This is a genomic window from Sphingomonas sp., assembly GCF_035998645.1.
GTDB lineage: Bacteria > Pseudomonadota > Alphaproteobacteria > Sphingomonadales > Sphingomonadaceae > Sphingomonas.
In genome coordinates this window covers 694,518-712,561 of the sequence record NZ_DASYHL010000002.1, presented here as the reverse complement: position 1 = coordinate 712,561, position 18,044 = coordinate 694,518, and the positions used below count along the sequence as shown (strand labels likewise).

The 18,044-nt window shown below is 65.6% G+C and carries 28 protein-coding genes; 25 read left to right on the top strand and 3 right to left on the bottom strand.

Features of this window, described 5'->3' with window-relative positions:
• Positions 1 to 12: 12 nt before the first annotated feature.
• The 13 genes from VGN66_RS03750 (at position 13) to VGN66_RS03690 (ending at position 10,117) form a co-directional block, all read left to right on the top strand.
• Positions 13 to 480, top strand: a complete 468-nt coding sequence (locus tag VGN66_RS03750; protein WP_327517496.1) for a hypothetical protein — start codon at positions 13 to 15, stop codon at positions 478 to 480.
• Positions 480 to 701 (top strand): hypothetical protein, encoded by a 222-nt coding sequence (locus VGN66_RS03745; RefSeq protein ID WP_327517495.1) that lies wholly within the window; start codon positions 480 to 482, stop codon positions 699 to 701. Before VGN66_RS03750 ends, VGN66_RS03745 begins: the two co-directional genes overlap by 1 nt.
• Before the next feature lie 3 nt (positions 702 to 704).
• On the top strand, positions 705 to 2,399 hold the full coding sequence (locus VGN66_RS03740; RefSeq protein WP_327517494.1) for a hypothetical protein: 1,695 nt from the start codon (positions 705 to 707) through the stop codon (positions 2,397 to 2,399).
• A 14-nt stretch (positions 2,400 to 2,413) separates the two neighbouring features.
• A complete protein-coding gene (locus tag VGN66_RS03735) occupies positions 2,414 to 2,911 on the top strand; it encodes a hypothetical protein (protein WP_327517493.1) in 498 nt (165 codons plus the stop codon).
• Positions 2,912 to 3,029: 118 nt separating this feature from the next.
• The gene (locus VGN66_RS03730) at positions 3,030 to 3,593 is read left to right on the top strand and encodes a phage baseplate assembly protein V (protein ID WP_327517491.1); all 564 of its coding nucleotides are present in this window, start codon (positions 3,030 to 3,032) and stop codon (positions 3,591 to 3,593) included.
• A 5-nt stretch (positions 3,594 to 3,598) separates the two neighbouring features.
• Positions 3,599 to 3,958, top strand: coding sequence for a GPW/gp25 family protein (locus VGN66_RS03725; protein WP_327517489.1), 360 nt, complete (start codon positions 3,599 to 3,601; stop codon positions 3,956 to 3,958).
• 9 nt (positions 3,959 to 3,967) lie between these two features.
• The gene (locus tag VGN66_RS03720) at positions 3,968 to 5,137 is read left to right on the top strand and encodes a phage tail sheath subtilisin-like domain-containing protein (RefSeq protein ID WP_327517488.1); all 1,170 of its coding nucleotides are present in this window, start codon (positions 3,968 to 3,970) and stop codon (positions 5,135 to 5,137) included.
• 41 nt (positions 5,138 to 5,178) lie between these two features.
• On the top strand, positions 5,179 to 5,694 hold the full coding sequence (locus tag VGN66_RS03715; protein ID WP_327517487.1) for a phage major tail tube protein: 516 nt from the start codon (positions 5,179 to 5,181) through the stop codon (positions 5,692 to 5,694).
• A gap of 15 nt (positions 5,695 to 5,709) precedes the next feature.
• Positions 5,710 to 6,045 (top strand): phage tail assembly protein, encoded by a 336-nt coding sequence (locus VGN66_RS03710; RefSeq protein ID WP_327517486.1) that lies wholly within the window; start codon positions 5,710 to 5,712, stop codon positions 6,043 to 6,045.
• An 8-nt stretch (positions 6,046 to 6,053) separates the two neighbouring features.
• Positions 6,054 to 6,173: a GpE family phage tail protein gene (locus tag VGN66_RS03705; RefSeq protein ID WP_327517485.1), complete on the top strand. Its 120-nt coding sequence runs from the start codon at positions 6,054 to 6,056 to the stop codon at positions 6,171 to 6,173.
• Positions 6,174 to 6,182: 9 nt separating this feature from the next.
• Positions 6,183 to 8,693 (top strand): phage tail tape measure protein, encoded by a 2,511-nt coding sequence (locus tag VGN66_RS03700; RefSeq protein ID WP_327517484.1) that lies wholly within the window; start codon positions 6,183 to 6,185, stop codon positions 8,691 to 8,693.
• A gap of 2 nt (positions 8,694 to 8,695) precedes the next feature.
• On the top strand, positions 8,696 to 9,079 hold the full coding sequence (locus VGN66_RS03695) for a phage tail protein (protein WP_327517483.1): 384 nt from the start codon (positions 8,696 to 8,698) through the stop codon (positions 9,077 to 9,079).
• Between the two features lie 3 nt (positions 9,080 to 9,082).
• Positions 9,083 to 10,117: a contractile injection system protein, VgrG/Pvc8 family gene (locus VGN66_RS03690; RefSeq protein ID WP_327517482.1), complete on the top strand. Its 1,035-nt coding sequence runs from the start codon at positions 9,083 to 9,085 to the stop codon at positions 10,115 to 10,117.
• Between the two features lie 31 nt (positions 10,118 to 10,148).
• On the opposite strand, the gene VGN66_RS03685 is transcribed toward VGN66_RS03690, so the two are convergent.
• Positions 10,149 to 10,541 (bottom strand): hypothetical protein, encoded by a 393-nt coding sequence (locus VGN66_RS03685; protein WP_327517481.1) that lies wholly within the window; start codon positions 10,539 to 10,541, stop codon positions 10,149 to 10,151.
• Between VGN66_RS03685 and VGN66_RS03680 the strand changes: the two genes are divergently transcribed.
• Complete coding sequence (locus VGN66_RS03680) at positions 10,540 to 10,749, top strand: hypothetical protein (RefSeq protein ID WP_327517480.1); 210 nt, start codon at positions 10,540 to 10,542, stop codon at positions 10,747 to 10,749. The two genes, VGN66_RS03685 and VGN66_RS03680, sit on opposite strands and share 2 nt — an antisense overlap.
• Positions 10,750 to 10,928: 179 nt before the next feature.
• Here the strand turns inward: VGN66_RS03680 and VGN66_RS03675 are convergent, their stop codons facing one another.
• On the bottom strand, positions 10,929 to 11,381 hold the full coding sequence (locus tag VGN66_RS03675) for a hypothetical protein (RefSeq protein ID WP_327517479.1): 453 nt from the start codon (positions 11,379 to 11,381) through the stop codon (positions 10,929 to 10,931).
• Between the two features lie 253 nt (positions 11,382 to 11,634).
• Positions 11,635 to 12,120, bottom strand: a complete 486-nt coding sequence (locus VGN66_RS03670; protein WP_327517478.1) for a helix-turn-helix domain-containing protein — start codon at positions 12,118 to 12,120, stop codon at positions 11,635 to 11,637.
• 49 nt (positions 12,121 to 12,169) lie between these two features.
• Between VGN66_RS03670 and VGN66_RS03665 the strand changes: the two genes are divergently transcribed.
• From VGN66_RS03665 to VGN66_RS03615, 11 genes are all read left to right on the top strand, one after another.
• The gene (locus tag VGN66_RS03665; RefSeq protein WP_327517477.1) at positions 12,170 to 12,520 is read left to right on the top strand and encodes a transcriptional regulator; all 351 of its coding nucleotides are present in this window, start codon (positions 12,170 to 12,172) and stop codon (positions 12,518 to 12,520) included.
• Positions 12,517 to 13,011, top strand: coding sequence for a hypothetical protein (locus tag VGN66_RS03660; protein WP_327517476.1), 495 nt, complete (start codon positions 12,517 to 12,519; stop codon positions 13,009 to 13,011). The genes VGN66_RS03665 and VGN66_RS03660 overlap by 4 nt, the downstream gene beginning before the upstream one ends.
• Positions 13,008 to 13,322 carry an ogr/Delta-like zinc finger family protein gene (locus tag VGN66_RS03655; protein WP_327517475.1) on the top strand — a complete coding sequence of 105 codons (315 nt, stop codon included), beginning with the start codon at positions 13,008 to 13,010 and terminating at the stop codon, positions 13,320 to 13,322. The genes VGN66_RS03660 and VGN66_RS03655 overlap by 4 nt, the downstream gene beginning before the upstream one ends.
• Before the next feature lie 104 nt (positions 13,323 to 13,426).
• A complete protein-coding gene (locus VGN66_RS03650; RefSeq protein ID WP_327517474.1) occupies positions 13,427 to 16,150 on the top strand; it encodes a toprim domain-containing protein in 2,724 nt (907 codons plus the stop codon).
• A complete protein-coding gene (locus VGN66_RS03645; protein WP_327517473.1) occupies positions 16,150 to 16,602 on the top strand; it encodes a hypothetical protein in 453 nt (150 codons plus the stop codon). The genes VGN66_RS03650 and VGN66_RS03645 overlap by 1 nt, the downstream gene beginning before the upstream one ends.
• A complete protein-coding gene (locus VGN66_RS03640) occupies positions 16,599 to 16,733 on the top strand; it encodes a hypothetical protein (protein WP_327517472.1) in 135 nt (44 codons plus the stop codon). The genes VGN66_RS03645 and VGN66_RS03640 overlap by 4 nt, the downstream gene beginning before the upstream one ends.
• A 62-nt stretch (positions 16,734 to 16,795) precedes the next feature.
• The gene (locus tag VGN66_RS03635) at positions 16,796 to 17,095 is read left to right on the top strand and encodes a DUF2312 domain-containing protein (protein ID WP_327517576.1); all 300 of its coding nucleotides are present in this window, start codon (positions 16,796 to 16,798) and stop codon (positions 17,093 to 17,095) included.
• On the top strand, positions 17,095 to 17,223 hold the full coding sequence (locus tag VGN66_RS03630) for a hypothetical protein (RefSeq protein ID WP_327517471.1): 129 nt from the start codon (positions 17,095 to 17,097) through the stop codon (positions 17,221 to 17,223). Before VGN66_RS03635 ends, VGN66_RS03630 begins: the two co-directional genes overlap by 1 nt.
• Entirely contained in the window at positions 17,223 to 17,495 is a 273-nt protein-coding gene (locus tag VGN66_RS03625) for a hypothetical protein (RefSeq protein ID WP_327517470.1), read from the top strand. Before VGN66_RS03630 ends, VGN66_RS03625 begins: the two co-directional genes overlap by 1 nt.
• On the top strand, positions 17,492 to 17,740 hold the full coding sequence (locus tag VGN66_RS03620; protein WP_327517469.1) for a hypothetical protein: 249 nt from the start codon (positions 17,492 to 17,494) through the stop codon (positions 17,738 to 17,740). Before VGN66_RS03625 ends, VGN66_RS03620 begins: the two co-directional genes overlap by 4 nt.
• Complete coding sequence (locus tag VGN66_RS03615) at positions 17,741 to 17,980, top strand: hypothetical protein (protein ID WP_327517468.1); 240 nt, start codon at positions 17,741 to 17,743, stop codon at positions 17,978 to 17,980.
• Positions 17,981 to 18,044 lie beyond the last annotated feature (64 nt).

The following is an 18,044-nucleotide window of genomic DNA, read 5'->3' as shown; positions in this document are numbered from 1 at the left end:
GGGGAAGGCGGCATGTTCTTCAGCCCATCCACCGGCGGCTTCTACGATCCGGCCATCAACCGCGACATTCCCGCCGATGCAGTGCGGATCTCGCGCGAACGTCATGGCGAGCTGATCGCCGCCCGAGCCGCAGGAAAAATCATCGCCCCCGATCGCGCGGGCCGTCCGGTTGCTCGCGAACCGCGCATCGGTATCGACCAGCTCCGCACCCGCGCCGTCGCATCGGTCAAGGGCGAAGCCCGTCGCCGCATTCTGGCGGTCGCCAGCCTTGAGCAACAGGCCAATGACAATGCGACCATCGCGATTGAGGCGTTCGCCGGGGTCGGGGCGGATATGGAAGGCGCGCTCGACCGCCGGGCTCGAATCGATGCGATCCGCACCGCGTCCAACGCGATCGAGGCCCAGATCGCCCGCATGCCCGCCGCGAACCTCACCGCTTTCGATCCTTCCTTACACCCCCTGTGGCCGGAGCATTCCTGATGGCGAAGATCTCCGAATTGCCTATCGCGACAGACCCGGATGGCACCGAATGGGTGCCGATTGTTCAGGACAGCATCGCCAAGCGGGTTCGTCTGAGCAGCATCGGGGGAGGCACCGGCGGCCCGACGATGGTCCCGCTCGTATCCGGCGCCCTGCCTGGCCCCGATTTTCTGGCTGACGATTTCGGCCGCCCGATCTTCGTTCCTTATGTGGAGTCCTAATCCATGACCCGGCTTTCCGATTTCCACGGCATCGGCCCCCTCGCTGATAGGCCCAGCGCGGCGGCGGCCCATGCGCTCCGCGCTGATGCGTCGCATCTCGCCTTGACCTGGACGGACAGCGGCACGGGCACCCTTTATGGCTTGAACCTCGCGGGCACCGGATGGATGGCGATTGGCGGCGGCGGCGGCGGTGGCGTCTCGACGTTCGCGGCGCTCAGCGACACCCCGGCTGGCTACGCGGGCCAGGCCAACAAGCTGTTGCGCGTCAACGCCGGCGCGAATGCGGTCGAGTTCGCGCAGGCAGTCTTCGCGATGCTGGCAGAGGCGCCCGCCGGCGCGTTCTCGCTGGGCGCGAACAAGATGCTGGTCGGCAATGAAGCAGGGACCGCGTTCGAGTGGCGGACGCCGCCTGCCGGGCTGAGCGGTCCGTCGCTGGTGCTTTCGCCGCCGGAGCTGACGGCTGGGAACAATTATGTGACTGTCATCATCGACAGCCCGAAGGCATCCGGCCTCATCAACAGCAATGGCGGAGATGACGGCGTGAGCTGCCGTCTCATTCAGAACGCATCGCGGGTTACGAATGGGCCGACCTCGCAGCCGAACTACTATAATGTGGTCTTCGGGCTCGGATACAATTCCACCCCGGCATTCACGCCATCGAACACGGCAATGCCGTCAGCCTCGTTCCGCATCGAGAGTAAGTTCGCCCAAGGTGGGCCGAGCGATCCGTTCATGGCCGAGTTCCATGCGTCGCTGTTCCCGGCCAGTGATCCGTCGATCGAGTTCCGCGCCCTGAGCGCGACGGTCCCGCACTTGATCGCCGACTGGAACGGCGCAGGTGCCAGCTATTCGATGCGGTCGAACAACTTCCGCTTCATCAGCGGCATTGGCACGGATCGCCTTAGCTTCCGTTTCGGCGGCATGGGTAACGAGGTCGAGTTCATCGATAGCGGTGCCGGACTCCCGCACCCCAAGCTGTTCTTCGGCACCAACAACCGTCCGACCGTCGAGCAGTGGAACGCGGCCAAGACCGGCTTGCTGCCCGCGCCGTATCGCAACAGCAACGACAACACGCATATTGGGGGCGGCGCACTTTATATCGTCGGCACGGCGCAGGCGACCCCGAGCGGTTCGGGCAACTGCGGCATTGACCTGAATATCACGAGCGGTGGGGCGGCGGGGATGCGCGGCGTCAATGTGCAGATGCCCGCCGTGACCGGCGATGCCTATGGCGCGTTCATCAACGCCAGCGGCGTGACGGGGCGCGTCGATTTCCACGTCCTGTCGACCACCGGCAAGCCGACCTTCAACCTGCAGACTGGGGACAACGCCAGCAGCGACATGATGCTGTGCTTCACGAACCAGGGTTCAGGGGCAAGCTTCACCATCGGCTATGACAACAGCGACGGCGACAAGCTCAAGGTCGAGAAGAGCTTCAAGAGCGTGGGATCGTCGAGCGCCCTGTTCTTCGAGTGCGATCCTGCGATCAACGTGACCCGTTTCGCCATGCCGCCCAAGCTGCCTAGCTACACGGTTGCGGGACTTCCTGCCGCCGCGACGGTCGGGGCCGGGTCCAAGGCATATGTCACCGATTTGAACGCCACCACTGCCGCCAGTGTCGCGGCTGGGGGTGGCTCCAACAAGGGCGAGGTCATTTGCGACGGCACCAATTGGCGCATCGTCGTCGCGTGGGCGTAACGGAGGAAGTGAATATGGAAATCAAGACGCGGCAGATTGCGCTCTGCCTTGACGATGCGGGCACTATCACGGGCGTCGAGGCGCGGCGCGAGGCGGTCTATGCCGATGGCGCGCGGCGCATCCTCGATGCCGAACCGGCGACGACGGAGGAGTTCCTGTCCATTTTGACCGGAGAGGATGCCGATCTCGGCGCCGCGCTGGCAACGAAGGTGGCTCAGCTGCAGGGAGCATCCGCGATCAACACGGCGCTGGATGCACAGATTGTCGGCGTTCGTGCCGAGCTGGCTAATGCTCAGGCGACGATCGACGCCCAGGCCGAAACCATCGCCGCGCAGAATGCGGCCGCTGCTGAGCTCAACGGGCGCGTCGCATCGGATGAGTCGCAGATCCGCACTCTGCAACGCCTCGTCTCGGTCGAGCAGGAGACCAGCGCCAACTTGCGTGCCGAGGTGGCGAAGCTGCAGGCCAAGGTTGTCGAACCGCAGGGAGAAATCGCCGCCGAGCCGATTTAAGGTCGTTCGCCCGGTGGGACAGAATGCACCGTCGGGCAACACCCCCCTCCCCTTGTAGTAACCCTTTCTACAAGACCGCGCCCGCGCGTGCTTCCGGGGGCGCGGTCATAACGTCGCCATGAGCGACCCCGCCGACTCTCAGCGCATCATTGGCGATCTGTTCCGCTTGGGGACCGTACTGTCCGTCGATCTCTCGGCGGGCACCTGCCGCGTGCAGATCGGCGACATTGAAACCGGCGATCTCCCCTGGCTCGCCGGATCGGCGGGGGAAACCCATATCTGGATGCCGCCCAGCGAGGGCGAACAGGTTGCCGTCATCGCGCCCGAAGGCGACACCCGCGCCGGCATCGTGCTGCGCGGCCTCCCCAGCGACGCCAACCCCGCCCCCGGCGACAGCCGCACCGTCGTCATGATCTTCGCCGATGGCGCGCGCATCTCCTACGATCCCGAGGAACAGTATCTTGAGGCGCGGCTTCCCGAAGGCGGCCGCGCCAAGCTGCTCTGCGACGTCGAGATCGACGGCAAGCTCAAGGTGACGGGCGACGTCCAGATGGATACCAAGCTCCATGTCGATGGCGAGATCGCAAGCGACACCGACGTCAAGGCAGCGGCGATCAGCCTCAAATCCCACAAGCACATTGGCGTGCAGGCTGGCGCTGCCCAGACCGGGGCAGCGGTATGAACGGCATGGACCGCCATACCGGCAAGCCACTCTCCGGCCTCGATCACCTACGCCAGTCCTGCGGGGACATCATCGGCACGCCGCTCGGCACCCGCATTTGCCTGCGCGAGTACGGCTCTTTCGTCCCCGAGCTGATCGATCAGCCGATGAACCAGCTCACCCGCACGCGGATCTTCGCGGCGACCGCGCTCGCCCTGTCGCGGTGGGAGCGCCGCCTGCGCCTGACCCGCGTCGGCCTTTCTGCGGGCGATCAGCCGGGGGAGTTCGTCCTCGATATCGCCGGCGACGCGCTCGATCCCAACGGCCGCCGCTCTCCCGTCACCTTCACCCTTCCCGTCCGCGCCCAGAGCGCCCTTGCTAACTGAGAGGTATCCATGTCGTTTCAGCACGGAATCAGCGTCACCGAGGTCGCGAGCGCGGCGCGCTCGCTGGCGATCGTCGCCACCGGCGTCATCGGCCTGGTCGCCACCGGCCCCGCCGCCGACGCTGCGGCCTTCCCGCTCGACACCCGCGTCAAGATCGCGCCATCCGGCATCGTCGATGCCATTGCCAAGGCGGGCGCGACCGGCACGCTCAAAGCCGCGCTGCAGGCCATTGCCACCCATGTCCGCACGCCGATCGTCCTGATCCGCGTCGCCTCCGGTGTTGATGAGGCCGCGACCGACGCCAATGTCATCGCCGGGATCCAGATGCTGCGCGGTGCCGAGGCTCAGCTCGGCCTGAAGCCGCGTATCCTCGGCGCACCGGGCCTTGATACGGAGGATGTAGCGGATGAGCTGGCGGCGGTGGCCAAGGATCTGCGCGCCTTCGCCTATGCCCGCTGCCATGGCGCGGACACCGCCGCGCGCATCGCCTATCGCGAAAACTTCGACCAGCGGGAGCTGATGCTGCTCTATCCCGACTTCCTCATGGAATCGGGCACCGACATCGTCGCCAGCCCGTCCGTGGCGCACGCGATGGGCATGCGCGCGCGCATCGATCAGGAGCAGGGCTGGAACAAGACCCTGTCCAACGTCCCGATCGAAGGCGTTGTCGGAATGACCGAGGATGTGCACTTCGACTTCCAGTCGGTCGATACCGAGGCGAACCAGCTCAACGAGGCGGGGATCACCACCATCGTCGCCATCAACGGATCGCTCCGCTTCTGGGGCAACCGCACCTGCGCGGATCCGGCGAGCGACACCGGCAAGGATTTCGTGTTCGAAAGCGCGACCCGCACCGCGCAAGTTCTGGCGGACACCTGCGCGCTCGGCTTGATCTGGGCGATCGACAAGCAGATGAACCCCGGCCTCGCCCGCGACATCATCGAGCAGATCAATGAGCTGTTTCGCAAGCTCGCGCGTCCCGGCGCTGCGCAGATGATCCTCGGCGCTGAGGCGTGGTTCGACGCGGACGCCAACCCGATCGAGAACCTCAAGGCCGGCAAGCTGCTGATCCGGTACAAATACACGCCGGTCCCGCCGCTCGAAAACCTCCTGCTCCGCCAGGAGATCACCGACGAGTATCTCGCCGACTTCGCCGAGCTGGTCGCCCTCGCCGCCTGAAGCCCGCCCCTTAGCTTCCTGCCCTTTATTGGAGAACCGCCATGGGCCTGCCCCGCGTCCTCAAGACCATGACCACCATCATCGACGGCATCGGCTATGTCGGTGAAAGCAAAACGATGAAGCTGCCCAACCTCGATCGCAAGTTCGAGGGCTGGCGCGGCGGCGGCATGAATCGTCCCGCCAAGATCGACCTGGGCGGCGGCGACGATCTCGATGTCGAGCACAGCTATGGCGGCCCGATCCGGGAAGTCATCCGCCAGTACGGCCTGCCCTCGCTCACCGGGGTGCAGATCCGCTGGGTCGGCTCGTTCCAGAATGACGACACGGGTGAGATCACTGCGGTCGAAGTCGTGGTGCGCGGCCGGCACGAGGAAATCGATCGCGGCGACCAGCAGGTCGGCGAGATGGGCGAGTTCAAGGTCAAGACGGCCTGCGCCTATTACAAGGAAATCTGGAACGGCCGCACCGAGGTTGAGATCGACATCCTTGCGGGCGTCGAGATCGTCGGCGGTGTCGATCGCATGGCGGAGCATCGCGCCGCCATCGGCCAGTTCTAACCGGAGTCGATTAACATGACCGAACAGACCCCGCCCGTTGCGGACAATTCGCCGCTATTTCGTCGCTTGACCCTCGACGGCGACGTCAAGGTCGGCGACCAGGTGCTGATCCCCGCCGGGACCGTGGTGACCGTGCGCAAGCCCGGCTCGCCCGAGATGCGCGGTCTTACCCTCATGGCGCTTTCGCAGCTCGACGTGAACGCGCTGCACGAACTGGCACCGCGCATCACCACGCCGGTCATTCACAAGAACGCGATCTGGGAACCTGCCGACCTGATGCAGTTCGGCGCTGAGGTAATGGATTTTTTGCTGCCGACGGCCGCAAAGCAGGCAGCCTCCCAAACCGCGTAGAGGACGTCATGGCGGATCTGGCGGTCGTGTTTCACTGGCCGCCGTCCGCAATGGACGGGATGGACCTCGTCGAACTCATGGCCTGGCGCGCTCAGGCCGAGCGCCGCACCCGAAACGACAAGAGCTGAAGCCGCCCGATGGACCGCAATCTCCGCATCCGCATGCTGCTCGAGGCGGGTGACCGCGTCACCCGCCCCTTGCGCGACATCGCCGGCGGCTCGGCCAAGGCCGCGCGCGAGCTGAAGGCGACCCGCGATCGTCTCCGCGATCTCGACCGGGCACAGGCCAACATCAATGGCTTCCGCGAGCTGAAGGCTGGCCTGCGATCGACCGAGGCGCAGATGGGGGAGGCGCAGGCGCGCGTGAACGCCCTCGCCCGTCAGATCGCCGCGACCGACACCCCGACCAAGAAGTTGACCGCCGAGTTCGCCAAGGCAAAGCGCGAATCCGCTGCGCTCAAGAATGAGCATATCGAGCAGTCCGCGCGACTGCAGCAGCTGCGCGACCGGCTCGGTTCCGCTGGCGTCGCGACGGGCAACCTGTCCAGCCACGAGCGCCGTCTGCGCGGTGATATTGCCCGCACCAACGAAGAGCTGGCCGAACAGGAGCGCCGCCTGCGCGCCACCGCCGATCGCGCGCAGCGGCTCGGCGCTGCCCGCGACCAGTTCGGCAAGGGCATGAACATGGCCACTGGCCTCGCCGCCGGCGGCTTCTCCGCAATGCAGACCGGTCAAACGATGCTGCGCCCGATCACCGGCGCGCGCGACGACGCGGCCGTGCACGAATCGGCGATGACCGACATCGCGCAAAAGGCGGACCTATCGCGCGACGCTGCGCGCCAGATGGGCGACACAGTGCTCGAAGTTGCGGCGAAGGCGAACCAACTGCCCGAAGCGATTCGCGCCGGCATCGACACACTGTCGGGCTTTGGCCTCGATCCCCGTCAGGCGCTGGCGATGATGCAGCCGATCGGCCGCGCCGCCACTGCCTACAAGGCCGAGATCGCGGATCTGTCCGCCGCCGCCTTCGCCGCCAACGATAACCTCAAGGTGCCTGTCGCGCAAACCGGCAAGGTAATCGATATCATGGCGGCCGCCGGCAAACGCGGCGCGTTCGAGATCAAGGACATGGCGAGCCATTTCCCTGCCCTCACCGCCGCCAGTCAGGCGCTGGGGCAGCACGGCACCGCCGCCGTCGCGGATCTGTCCGCCGCGCTTCAGATCGCGCGCAAGGGCGCAGGATCTTCGGACGCCGCCGCGACCAACGTCGCCAACCTGCTTCAGAAGATCAATTCGCCGGGCACCGTCCGCGCGTTCAAGAAGAACTTCGGAGTCGACCTGCCCGCCGCGCTCAAGAGGCTCTATTCCGAAGGCAAGACCCCGATCGAGGCGATTGCCGAGCTGGCGAGCAAGACGGTGGGCGGTGACCTGTCGAAGCTCGGCTACCTATTCGAGGATGCCCAGGTGCAGGGCGCGCTGCGGCCGCTGATCCAGAACCTCGAGGAATATCGGCGAATCCGAGCCGAGGCGGGCGCGGCGGGCGGCACTTCCGACGCTGACTTTGCCGAGCGGATGAAGGACGCGGCGGAGGAGTCGCGACAGTTCAACGTCGAGATGCAGAACCTGTCGATCACGATGGGCGGCCTCCTGCTTCCCGCCGCCACTCAGCTGGCCAAGAAGGTGGGCGGGTATGCCAAGGCGTTCGCCGGATGGGCGCGCGCCAACCCCGGATTCGCCAAGGGGCTGGCGCTCACCGCCGCGATTCTCGCCGGGCTGTTCATCGTGCTCGGCGGCGGCGCGATCGTCGTCGCCGGCATGGTCATGCCCTTTTATGCGCTGGGCGCGGCCGCCGCGTTCCTCAACATCGGCTTGCTGCCCCTGATCGGCATCGTCCTCGCCGTGCTTGCTGCCATCGCGTTGCTCGCTGGAGGCGCCTATCTGATCTACAAAAACTGGGGCGCAGTCACCGGCTTTTTCTCCAGCCTCTGGGCGGGGATCAAATCCACGGTGAGCACCGGCCTCGCCGCGATCGGCGGGTTCATTATGAACTTCACTCCGGTCGGCATGTTCATCCGCGCCTTCTCGGCCGTGCTTGCCTTCCTGCGCGGTCCATTGCCTGGGCAGATGATGGAGGCAGGCCGCAACCTCATTCAGGGGCTGATCCGCGGCGTCATGAACATGCTGGGCGCGCTTAAATCGACCATCATCAACGCGGCCTCGTCCGCTGCAAAATGGTTCAAGCAAAAGCTCGGGATCCAGTCCCCGTCCCGCGTCTTCATGGGGTTCGGCGGATACATGATGGAGGGCCTCGATCGAGGTATCGCCTCCGAATCGCAGCTGCCAATCCGACGCCTCGATCGGCTATCGAAAGAGATCGGCGCGGCAATGGCGGTCGGCATCGCTGCGCCCGCCATCGCCGCCACCCCGGTCCCCGACAACGCACCGGGAACGAGCACGCGGGCTGCGGCTTCGTCGAGCGTTGCGGCAGGCGGACGGGCCAGCGCCGCACCGGTGACGATCAACATCTACCCCGCGCCAGGCCAGTCCGCGAAAGAGATCGCCGAGGAAGTCCGCCGCCAGCTTGAGGATCACCACCGCAAGCCCGGCGGCGGCGGCTCGTTCGCCGACGCTCCCGATTGGGAGGGTTGATCATGATCTTGATGTCGCTCGGCATGTTCGCCTTCCACGTCCCGACCCTCGCCCATGATGAGCTGCAGCGCCGCTGCGACTGGCGGCACGCCCGCTCGGCACGCATCGGCACCCGCGACGCGCTGCAATTCGTGGGCCCCGGTGAGGACAGCATCTCGGTTTCCGGCACCTCCTTTTCGGAGCTGTCGAAGGGCGTGCTGTCCCTCGACGAACTGCGCGGCATGGCCCCCACGGGCGAGGCATGGCCGCTGGTCGATGGCGCGGGCCGCGTGTTCGGGGAATTCGTGATCACCGCGATCGATGAGCGCCAGAAATACCTGCTCGATGACGGCACCCCGCGCCGGATCGACTTCGCGATCGACCTGCTCCGCGTCGATGAGGGCTGATCGGTGAGCAACGTTCCCGACTTCCGCCTGACGATGGCGGGGCAGGATCTGCGCGGTGCGATCTTCGGCGCGGCGGCCGAGTTGCTCGACATCACCGCCAAGGTCCGCCCGCGCCTGATCTCGCTGACTTTGACCGAAAAGCGGGGAGATGAGGCCGACCAGCTCGAACTGACCCTCGACGACAGCGACGGCCTGCTCGAAATGCCAAAGCCCGGCGCGGTGCTGCGCGTTCAGCTCGGTTGGCTGCGCGGCCGCGACGTTGTGCCCGGCCTGATCGACAAAGGTAGCTTCAAGGTCGATGAGGTCGAACATCGCGGCCCGCCCGACCAGGTGCGCATCACCGCGCGCTCGGCCGACTTCACCAGCGACCTCAAGAAGCGCCGCGAGCAAAGCTGGCACGATACCACCCTCGGCACGATCGTTGCCGAGGTCGCCGGTCGAAATGCTTTGCAGGCGCGCTGTGCGCCCGCTCTGGCGTCGATCCGGCTCAAGACCGTGGTGCAGAGCCGCGAGAGCGACATGGCGCTACTGCGCCGTTTGGGGCGCGAACATGATGCGGTCGCGACGATCAAGGGCGGGTCGCTGATCTTCGCCCCGGTCGGGTCGGGCCAAACTGCCACCGGCAAGCCCCTGCCCGTCGTCACCCTCCGCAAACGCGACGGCGACCGCCACAGCTACCGCCTCGCCAAGCGCGAGGATGCCGGCGGCGTCACCGCCTCATGGCACGATCGCAGGGAAGGGAAGAAAAAGTACGTGACCATTGGCGAGGAGAAGGGCGCGCGCAAGCTGTCCCGGACCTATGCCAGCGAGGCCGATGCCCGCGCCGCCGCCCAAGCCGCGCAGAACCGCGCCAAGCGCGCGCCCGCGACATTCGACTACACCCTCGCCCTCGGCCGCGCGGATCTAGCTCCCGAGCAGAAGGTGACAGTGCAGGGCTTCAAGGCCGAGATCGACGGCACCGCCTTGCTGATCAGCGAGGTGGCGCACAGCCTTGGCGATCGAGGGTTCGCGACGTCGCTGAAGCTGGAGCGGGCGTGACGATCCAGTCAGCGCCCGCTCCATATTGATCTTAGCTACGGAAATAGGCGTAAACCGGACCGGATAGAGAACCATTGCAACGCCGACCGTTCGGCCAGTCCTCCCACTTACGACACTCGCCGCTGGCGGCTCCCCACCCGCGCGATACAAACGTCAGCGTGGGGTGAGCCGCCTTCTGCTGCTCCACCCACCGAGCCACGCCAGCGCTCCATTCCCTGTTGACGCGGTCTTGGTCACAACAGCCCGAAGTACCGCGCCAAGTTACCGAGACAGTGCCGTCGACCTTGATTAGTTCGCTGTCCGCGCTCTTCTCTGTCTGTCCCTCGCCCTCCTCGGCGAGATTGAGGTCATGAGTTTCAGTGGGTTCCCCCCAATCGGTGTCCTTTTCACCTTCGGGAATTTGATCGCCTTGCTCGATGGACATGTACCTCTCCCTCTATTGGATCGAAATACGCGTTACACGGCCGGCGGCCATCGAACTGCAAAACCCAGTCTCAATTGCTCGCCGCCGAGATCTTTACCACCGCTCCAACAGCGTGCAACCCGACGACCAAATCGATCAGTATTTTGAAAGCCAGACCGTCGCGGATCTGCATCCACTACGACAGATTACTGGCCCAGTGAGCATTTGACGGAGATTTTCTTGCGCGGCTCGGCCACCCCCCGAGACACAACGGCGACGCGGGGGGCAACCGTTTAACTCCGGCGCGTCGATGCGCGCCAAACGCACCCGCCCAATGTCGCTGCAACGCAGAGTGTCGCCGTCAACCGCCACAGCGGCAAGGCAAAGGAAAGTCAGGGACATCTTCGGCTATTGCACCCGGATTTCTCTCGGATTGCTTGTCTCATAGGGACCCGCCCCCTCACCTACGCGCAGCTCGGCGACACGGCATCCCTTAGGATTGAACGCCCCCACGGCGTACATCAACACCGGTGCCTCATCGCGGGCACCAACGCGGAAGCGAAGGATTGCCTCGCGGTTCTTGCCTTCGAATCCATCGGTGACGCTGAAATCCTCGAACTTGAAGGTCACCAGACGATCCGGGGCGACGCCCTTCCGAACACGACTAATGAGCGCCTGTAGGAATTCAGGGTCGGTTGACCGGCAAATGTCACTGGGCACCTCTCGGTAAAGATCGGCCGGATAGATCGAATACGTAGCGGGAGCCTGGGTCACAGTCGCGTTAGTTGGCTCGGCGTTCTCGTCGCACGCAACGACCGCGCAGGGCAGAGCCAGCGCAACAAAGCGAAACATCCGCGTCATCAGGACTCCTCTCGTTCGGCTCAATTAGGACCTTCGCTCGCCGCGACGCGCCCCAAAATCCGCAAGATTTCGACGCCCGATTTCAGGCATGGTTGGAGGGAAACGAAAAAGGATATTTCCTACAAACCTTGCACCGTGCCAGCAGAACACAATGAGAACAACGTGTCGAGTCGGTCGCGAATGAGCAAGCCCGTTTTCCGTGCCTCCCCTGGTTGCGACCAGGCTTGCGCCCGCTGCGACGTCATGTGCTCGGTCATTGCCGCGACGCGGGACGATCTGTGGCGAGAGCTGGAGGATCTGCATCGGCTTCGCGCGCTTCGACCGTCACGGGTGTCGGCAGCAGATCTCGAAGCTGCGCAAGACCGGTTGGCAGCCGCCGAGCGAGAATTTGAGCGAGTTCGGCCGCGCCCAGATTTTGATGATCGACCGGTCGCAACAGCCCTTCGAACATCCGCGCGAGCGCAGCTTCACTAGGAAGCGCGACCTGCATCGTCACGAACTGGATAGGCGGAGGTGGAGGCGCAACATAGCCCTCAGCCGGATCATCGACTTCCCCCTCCAGGTAGGCGGGGGTTGTCTCAAGAATGCGGGCGAGCTGGATCAGCTTCGAAGTGTTCCGCGTCTCGCCATGAATCAGCTTGCCGACCGCTTGCTGCGACACGCCCAGAGATCTCGCCACCGCGCTCTGAGAAGTGCCAATCGCGTCGATGCGCGCGGCAATGCGGTCCCCTCTGATCATATCAAAATACCTACAACCTTGGTTGTTGTGCCATAGGGAAGAATGGTTGTTGACCGATCACAACTTTGGTTGTAGCTGTCTGGTCATGGTCACGCACCGAACCCCCTCTGAAGCGCTTGAAGCGGCAGTCGATCATGCTGGTTCACAAGCCGCATTTGCGCGCCTCTGCGGCGTGTCACAGGCCGCGGTCTGGAAATGGCTTGCGAACGGAAAGTGGCTCCCTCCGCAGCACGCGATCCCCGTCGAAGCGGCAACTGGCGTGTCGCGCCATGACCTTCGTCCCGACATCTATCCTCACGACGCCACGGCTTCCTTCCAACCGGATAGTAACGCCGTACCCTTCGGCGCGCCGGGCGTCGCGTGCGATCGAAACGCCATTTTGCACCGGGGGGCGCAGTGACCCTCGTCCGCGACCCCCTCACCTTTTCGAAGGCGATCAGCACGATCGCCGGGCGCATCGACTTTCCGGCGATGGCCGCAATCGTCGGGCGCAGCGAGCGGCTCGTGCGCAAATGGTCGCACCCGCAGTCGAACGCGCATCCGACGGTCGCACAGGGGGTCGCCCTCGACCTCGCTTACATCGAGGCGGGCGGCGACACCGCGCCGATCTCCGAAACCTATCTCCAGCTGCTCGATCGCGGCATCGGTGAGCGCATGGCCAACCGGCTTGCCCTCACTGCCGCTGTGGCGAACGCGGTGAAGGAAAGCGGCGACGCCTTTGCGGCCGTGCTTGCCGTCACCCATCCCGGTGCCGGGCCTCGCGAGGTCCACCGCGCCGAACATGAACTAGAAGAAGCCCAATCTGCGATGGCGGTCGTTGGCCGGCGTCTCTCGTCTTTCCATCCTCTCGGCGCGGGGCCGGGCGGGGAAACTGTGGGGGGAACCCAATGACTGCCAAGAAACCACGTCTTCCGGGGATCCACTGCCCCCATTGCGGCGATCGTTCGATCGTGCGCGACAGCGTCCAGGTGACGCCGATCGTGCGTGAGCTGCGCCTCGTCTGCGACAACATCGATTGCGGCCATTATTTCGTCGCGCAGCTCAGTGTGATCCGCACCGTGCGGCCCAGCGCCTGCCCGAACCCCGACATCCACCTCCCGACCGGAAAATGGGCCAGCCAGCCGGCGAACGACGACACGCCCGCGCCTGCCAACGATGAGCGGCCGCCCGCGGCGACCGAGGCCGCTCCCATGAGCGGCTGATCCCAACCCCGCGCCGGTGACGGCGCACCTGACTGAACAATCCCCCCGGTCGCCATGCGCTTCCGGGAACGCCCTCCGCTTGCCCGAAAGAACCGACCCTCCCGATGCGCGACGATCTGCTCACAGAAGTGCTGAAGCGCCTGCAGAACGATTACAAGTTCAAGGCCAAAGGCGCGTGGCTGCAGGAGGGCAAGTGCGACGCCTGCGGCAAGCGCGAAGCCTATGCCCGCGCCGATGCGCCTTGGGTCGTGAAATGCGGTCGCGTGAACCGCTGCGGCGTCGAGAAGCACGTTAAGGAACTCTACCCCGACATCTTCGACAACTGGTCGAAGCGGCACAAGCAGACCCCGGAAAACCCCCACGCCGCCGCCGACGCCTATCTCGCCGCAGCGCGGGGTTTCGACCTCATGCGCCTGCGCGGAGCCTATACGCAAGAATGGTATCGTGACCCGGAGCTTGGCATCGTCTCAGCGGCGGTGCGCTTCCCGATCCCCGGCGGCGGGCACTGGCAGCGGCTGATCGATCAGCCGGGCCGGTTCGGGAAGAAGAAGGCGACCTTCTCCTACGGCTCCAGCTATCGCGGCCATTGCTGGATGTACCCCGGCGTCACGCTCGAGGATCTGGCGTGCGCTGATGAGCTTTGGCTTGCCGAAGGCATCTTCGACACGATCGACCTGGTTCAGAAGGGCAAGGTCCGCGCTGTCTCGACGCTGACCTGCAACGTCTATCCCGAGCACTTCCTCGCCGATCTGCGGCGGGTCTGTGGTGCCCAAAACCTCGCCGGGCCGCGCCTGATCTGGGCCTTCGACGTCGGCCGCGCCGGCGTCCACTTCACGCGCAAGTTCCACGAGCGTGCCACCGCCGAGGGCTGGCGCTCCGGTGCCGCCCAGGTGCGCCCCGATGGCGAAGGCGACAAGCTCGATTGGAACGACCTCGGCCAGCGCGACAAGCTGAAGCCCGAGGATCTGGTCACCTATCGCTGGAATGGCGAGGTGACGATCGCGCCGACCGCCACCGCCAAGGCGCTGCTGATCTACGAGCGCGAAAAATTCGCGAACTTCCCGATCACCTTCGGCGGCCGCCAGCTGTGGGCGAACTTCTCGATCGACCGCATCCAGACAGAACTGCAGGCGATGCTGGAAAGCGACGAGCCCGAGTTCGAGGACTTCAAGGCGCTCCCCTTCACCCAGCAATGGCAGCGCGCGGCCGAGCGCGCGGTCGAGATCGAAGAGGTTGCGAACTGCACCTTCCGCACCCTCTATTACCAGCGCGACCCGAACCTTGAGGAGGGCGCATACTTCCTCCGCGTCGATTTCCCGTCCGACCGCGCCAGCGTGAAGGCGACATTTTCCGGCGCGGCCTGCGCCGGCTCCGGCGACTTCATGAAGCGGCTCGCCTCGGTCGCCCCCGGCGCGCTGTGGACCGGCAATCAGTTTCAGATCGTCCGCCTGATGCAGCGCCAATGGGCGAATATTCAGGTGGTCGAGGCGATCCAGTTCACCGGCTACTCGATCGACCACGAGGCGTGGATCCTCGGCGACATCGCGGTTCACAAGGGCCGCGTCTACGAGGCCAACGACGAGGATTATTTCGTCCTCGGCAAGCGGTCGGTGAAGCTGCGCACGTCGGAGCGAATGCTCCGCATCGCCTACGACCCCGAGAAGCTCAACCTCGATTGGACCCGCCCGCTGATCACCGCCTACGGCCCCAAGGGGCTTGTGGTGCTCGCCTTTTGGGTGCTGGCGCTCTTTGCCGAACAGATCCGCGCGAAGCAGGAAAGCCTCGGCTTCCTTGAGATGACCGGCCCGCCGGGCAGCGGCAAGACCACGCTGCTGGAGTTCCTTTGGAAGCTGCTCGGCCGCGTTTCCTACGAAGGGTTCGACCCGACCAAAGGCACCAACGCGGGCATCTCGCGCACGCTCGGACAGGTCGGCAATCTCCCCGTCGTGCTGATCGAGGGCGACCGTGGGCAGGACACGCCGCACGCCAAGCGCTTCGAATGGGACGAGTTGAAGACCGCCTATAACGGTCGGGCAGTCCGCACCCGCGCCATCGCCAATGGCGGCATGGAAACCTTTGAGCCGCCTTTCCGGGGCGCGATCGTCATCGCCCAGAATGCGACCGTCGAAGGATCGCCGGCGGTGACCGAGCGCATCATGGGCCTGCACTTCGACAAGGGCCGCTTCTCGCCTCAGGGCAAGGCCGCAGGCGAGGCACTCAAGACCGCCGACGTCAAGGATCTGTCGGGCTTCCCGATCCATATCGCGCGCCGCGAAGAGGCGATCCTCGTCCGCTATGCCGAGGCATTCGCTCACCACGAAGCGAAGATGCTCAAGCACCCCGGCTGCGGCGATTACCGCTTCGCCAAGAACCACGCCCAGCTGGCGGCGATGCTCGACGCGCTGCGGCTCGTGGTGACCAACCTGTCCGATCACGACGTCACCGACGCGCACGGGCTGATCCTCGACATGCTGGCCGAGCGGCACCGGGTGACCGAGCAGGATCACCCCCATGTCATCCTGTTCTGGGAGCGGTTCGACCACTTCAACGCCCAGGACTCGAGCCAACTCGCCCCCGAACACCCGATCAACCATTCCCGCACGTCCGACGTGCTGGCGATCAGCCTCGTCCAGTTCGAGGCGCGCTGCTCCGCCAACGGCCTGCGCATGCCCTGCACCAATCAGGAGCTGAAGCGCCTGCTCAAGACCTCCAAGGCCCGCCGCTTCATCGAGGTGAAGGCCGTCAATTCCCGCGCCGCCGGCAAGACCGTCGACTGCTGGGTCTTTCGCAACCCCGACTCCGACACCGTGAAGAAAGGAAACAGCTGATGCTGCATACCCCGAGTTTCGGGCGCGCCGTTCCGCGCCCTGTGCCCGCCGCCCAACCGAGCACGCTGGATCCGCTGACGCCGCAGGCATATCTGGCCCTGCGCCGCCGCGCCGCGCGGCTGTCGATCGATGATGCTGCCGCACTGATCGTCGAGAACGTCACGCCCCCGCGCTTCCTGCCGCGCTCGGAGCGGCTCGCCGAAGCGCGCGAGTTGATCCGACAGCTCGAAACCCCCGGCGTCCTCGCTCGCCACGTCACGACGATCGACCTGCTCGCCGTCGCCTTCCCGCTTGATCCCAACGTTTACTACCAGCTCGCGCACGAACCCGCCGATCGCCACCCGGCGGTCTGTCGCGGATGCGGCTGCAGCCAATGGGATCGGTGCGAAGGCGCGAGCGGTGCCTGTGCCTGCGCGAGCTCCGATCTCTGCAGTAGCGGAGACGTCCTTTGATCGCGCCCGTTCTGCAGGGCTGCTCGTGCAGCGACTGCGCCAAGCGCGAGGAGCGGGCGCGCACCGCCCGCCGCTGGCTCGCCGTCGCGCTGGTCGCGACCTTCTACCTCGCTGGAGCGATGCTCCCATGAACGCGATGACGATGCGCATGCAGCGCGGCGCGGACGGCACCATGCGCCATGTTCCCGCCCCGATGGCACCCGCCGCACCGGCGCGCGGTCGCAAAAAGCCCGTGGTGCCTGATCCGATCAAGACCAACGGCGAAAGCGCGGCCGAGCAGTTGCGCCTCCTGATCGAGCGAGCGGAACGGCTCGCCGAGGAAAAGCGGGGCATCGCCGACGACGAAAAGGATGTGTTCGCCGAGGCGAAGGCGATCGGCTTCGACCCGCGCACCATGAAGACCATCATCAAGTTGCGCCGGATGGAATCGCATCACCGCGAGGAAGCCGAGGTGATGCTCGAAACCTACCTCATCTCGCTGGGGATGAAATGATGGCCGCGCCCGTCACCCCCCGCCGCTGGCGTCGCCTCGCCCAGATCGCATTCGTCGGCCTCGCCGCGATCGTCGCAATCCCCTTCATCATCGTCGCGCTGTTCGGCGCGGCGGGAGGGCGGCGTTGATGCCGAGCATCTGTGACGTCCCCGGCTGCGATCACGCCCGCCGCCGCAACCAGCGCCTGTGCGGCCGCTGCTTCGGTCGACTCCCCGGCGAGCTGCGCATCGCGATCAACGAAGCGCATCACCAGCGCCGCTGGCCCGATTGGCGCGAGGCACGCCGCCGCGCCGCCACATTCCTCAACCTCGACCGCGCCGCCCCGGCTCGGCCCACGACCTCACCCCAACGCGCCTACGAACTGCAGGCGCGCATGCTCGGCGAAAGGAGCGATCTGTGACCGACACCCTCGCCCTTGAGGTACCGCCGCAGGTCCTGCGCTCGCATCAGGTCCACACGCTCCCCTCGCTACAGATGGCGATCGACGATCTGCTCCGCGCCGCCCGCGACGCCGGGAACAGTGGCCCGATCAACCTCGCCGACTTCGATCCGAAGGACGGGCTGACCGTCGCCCTCACCCGCGACGATCGCGGCATGATGGCGATCACGTTCCGGCGGGGGAAGCGACAAGGAAAGGTCGCATAGATGGCCCGCCCAAAGAAATATGCCAGCCGCCGCGCATGCGCGAGCAAGCGCGTCTACTCGACCGAGATCGCCGCGCGCATGGGCGCGCAAGCGGCGCTTTCGACGCAAAGCCGCGCCCTCCCAATCCTGTTCGTCTATCCGTGTCCGGCGTGCATGAAGTGGCATGTCACGCGCGATGGCAGCACCGGCCTGGGCGTCACCCGAACCAATCTGTTCGCGGAGCTGAACGGCGACGCATGACCCCCGCCGCGCGCCCTGACCTGGTGGCCTTTGTCGAGGCACTTGCGCGCGCCGCCGCGAATCG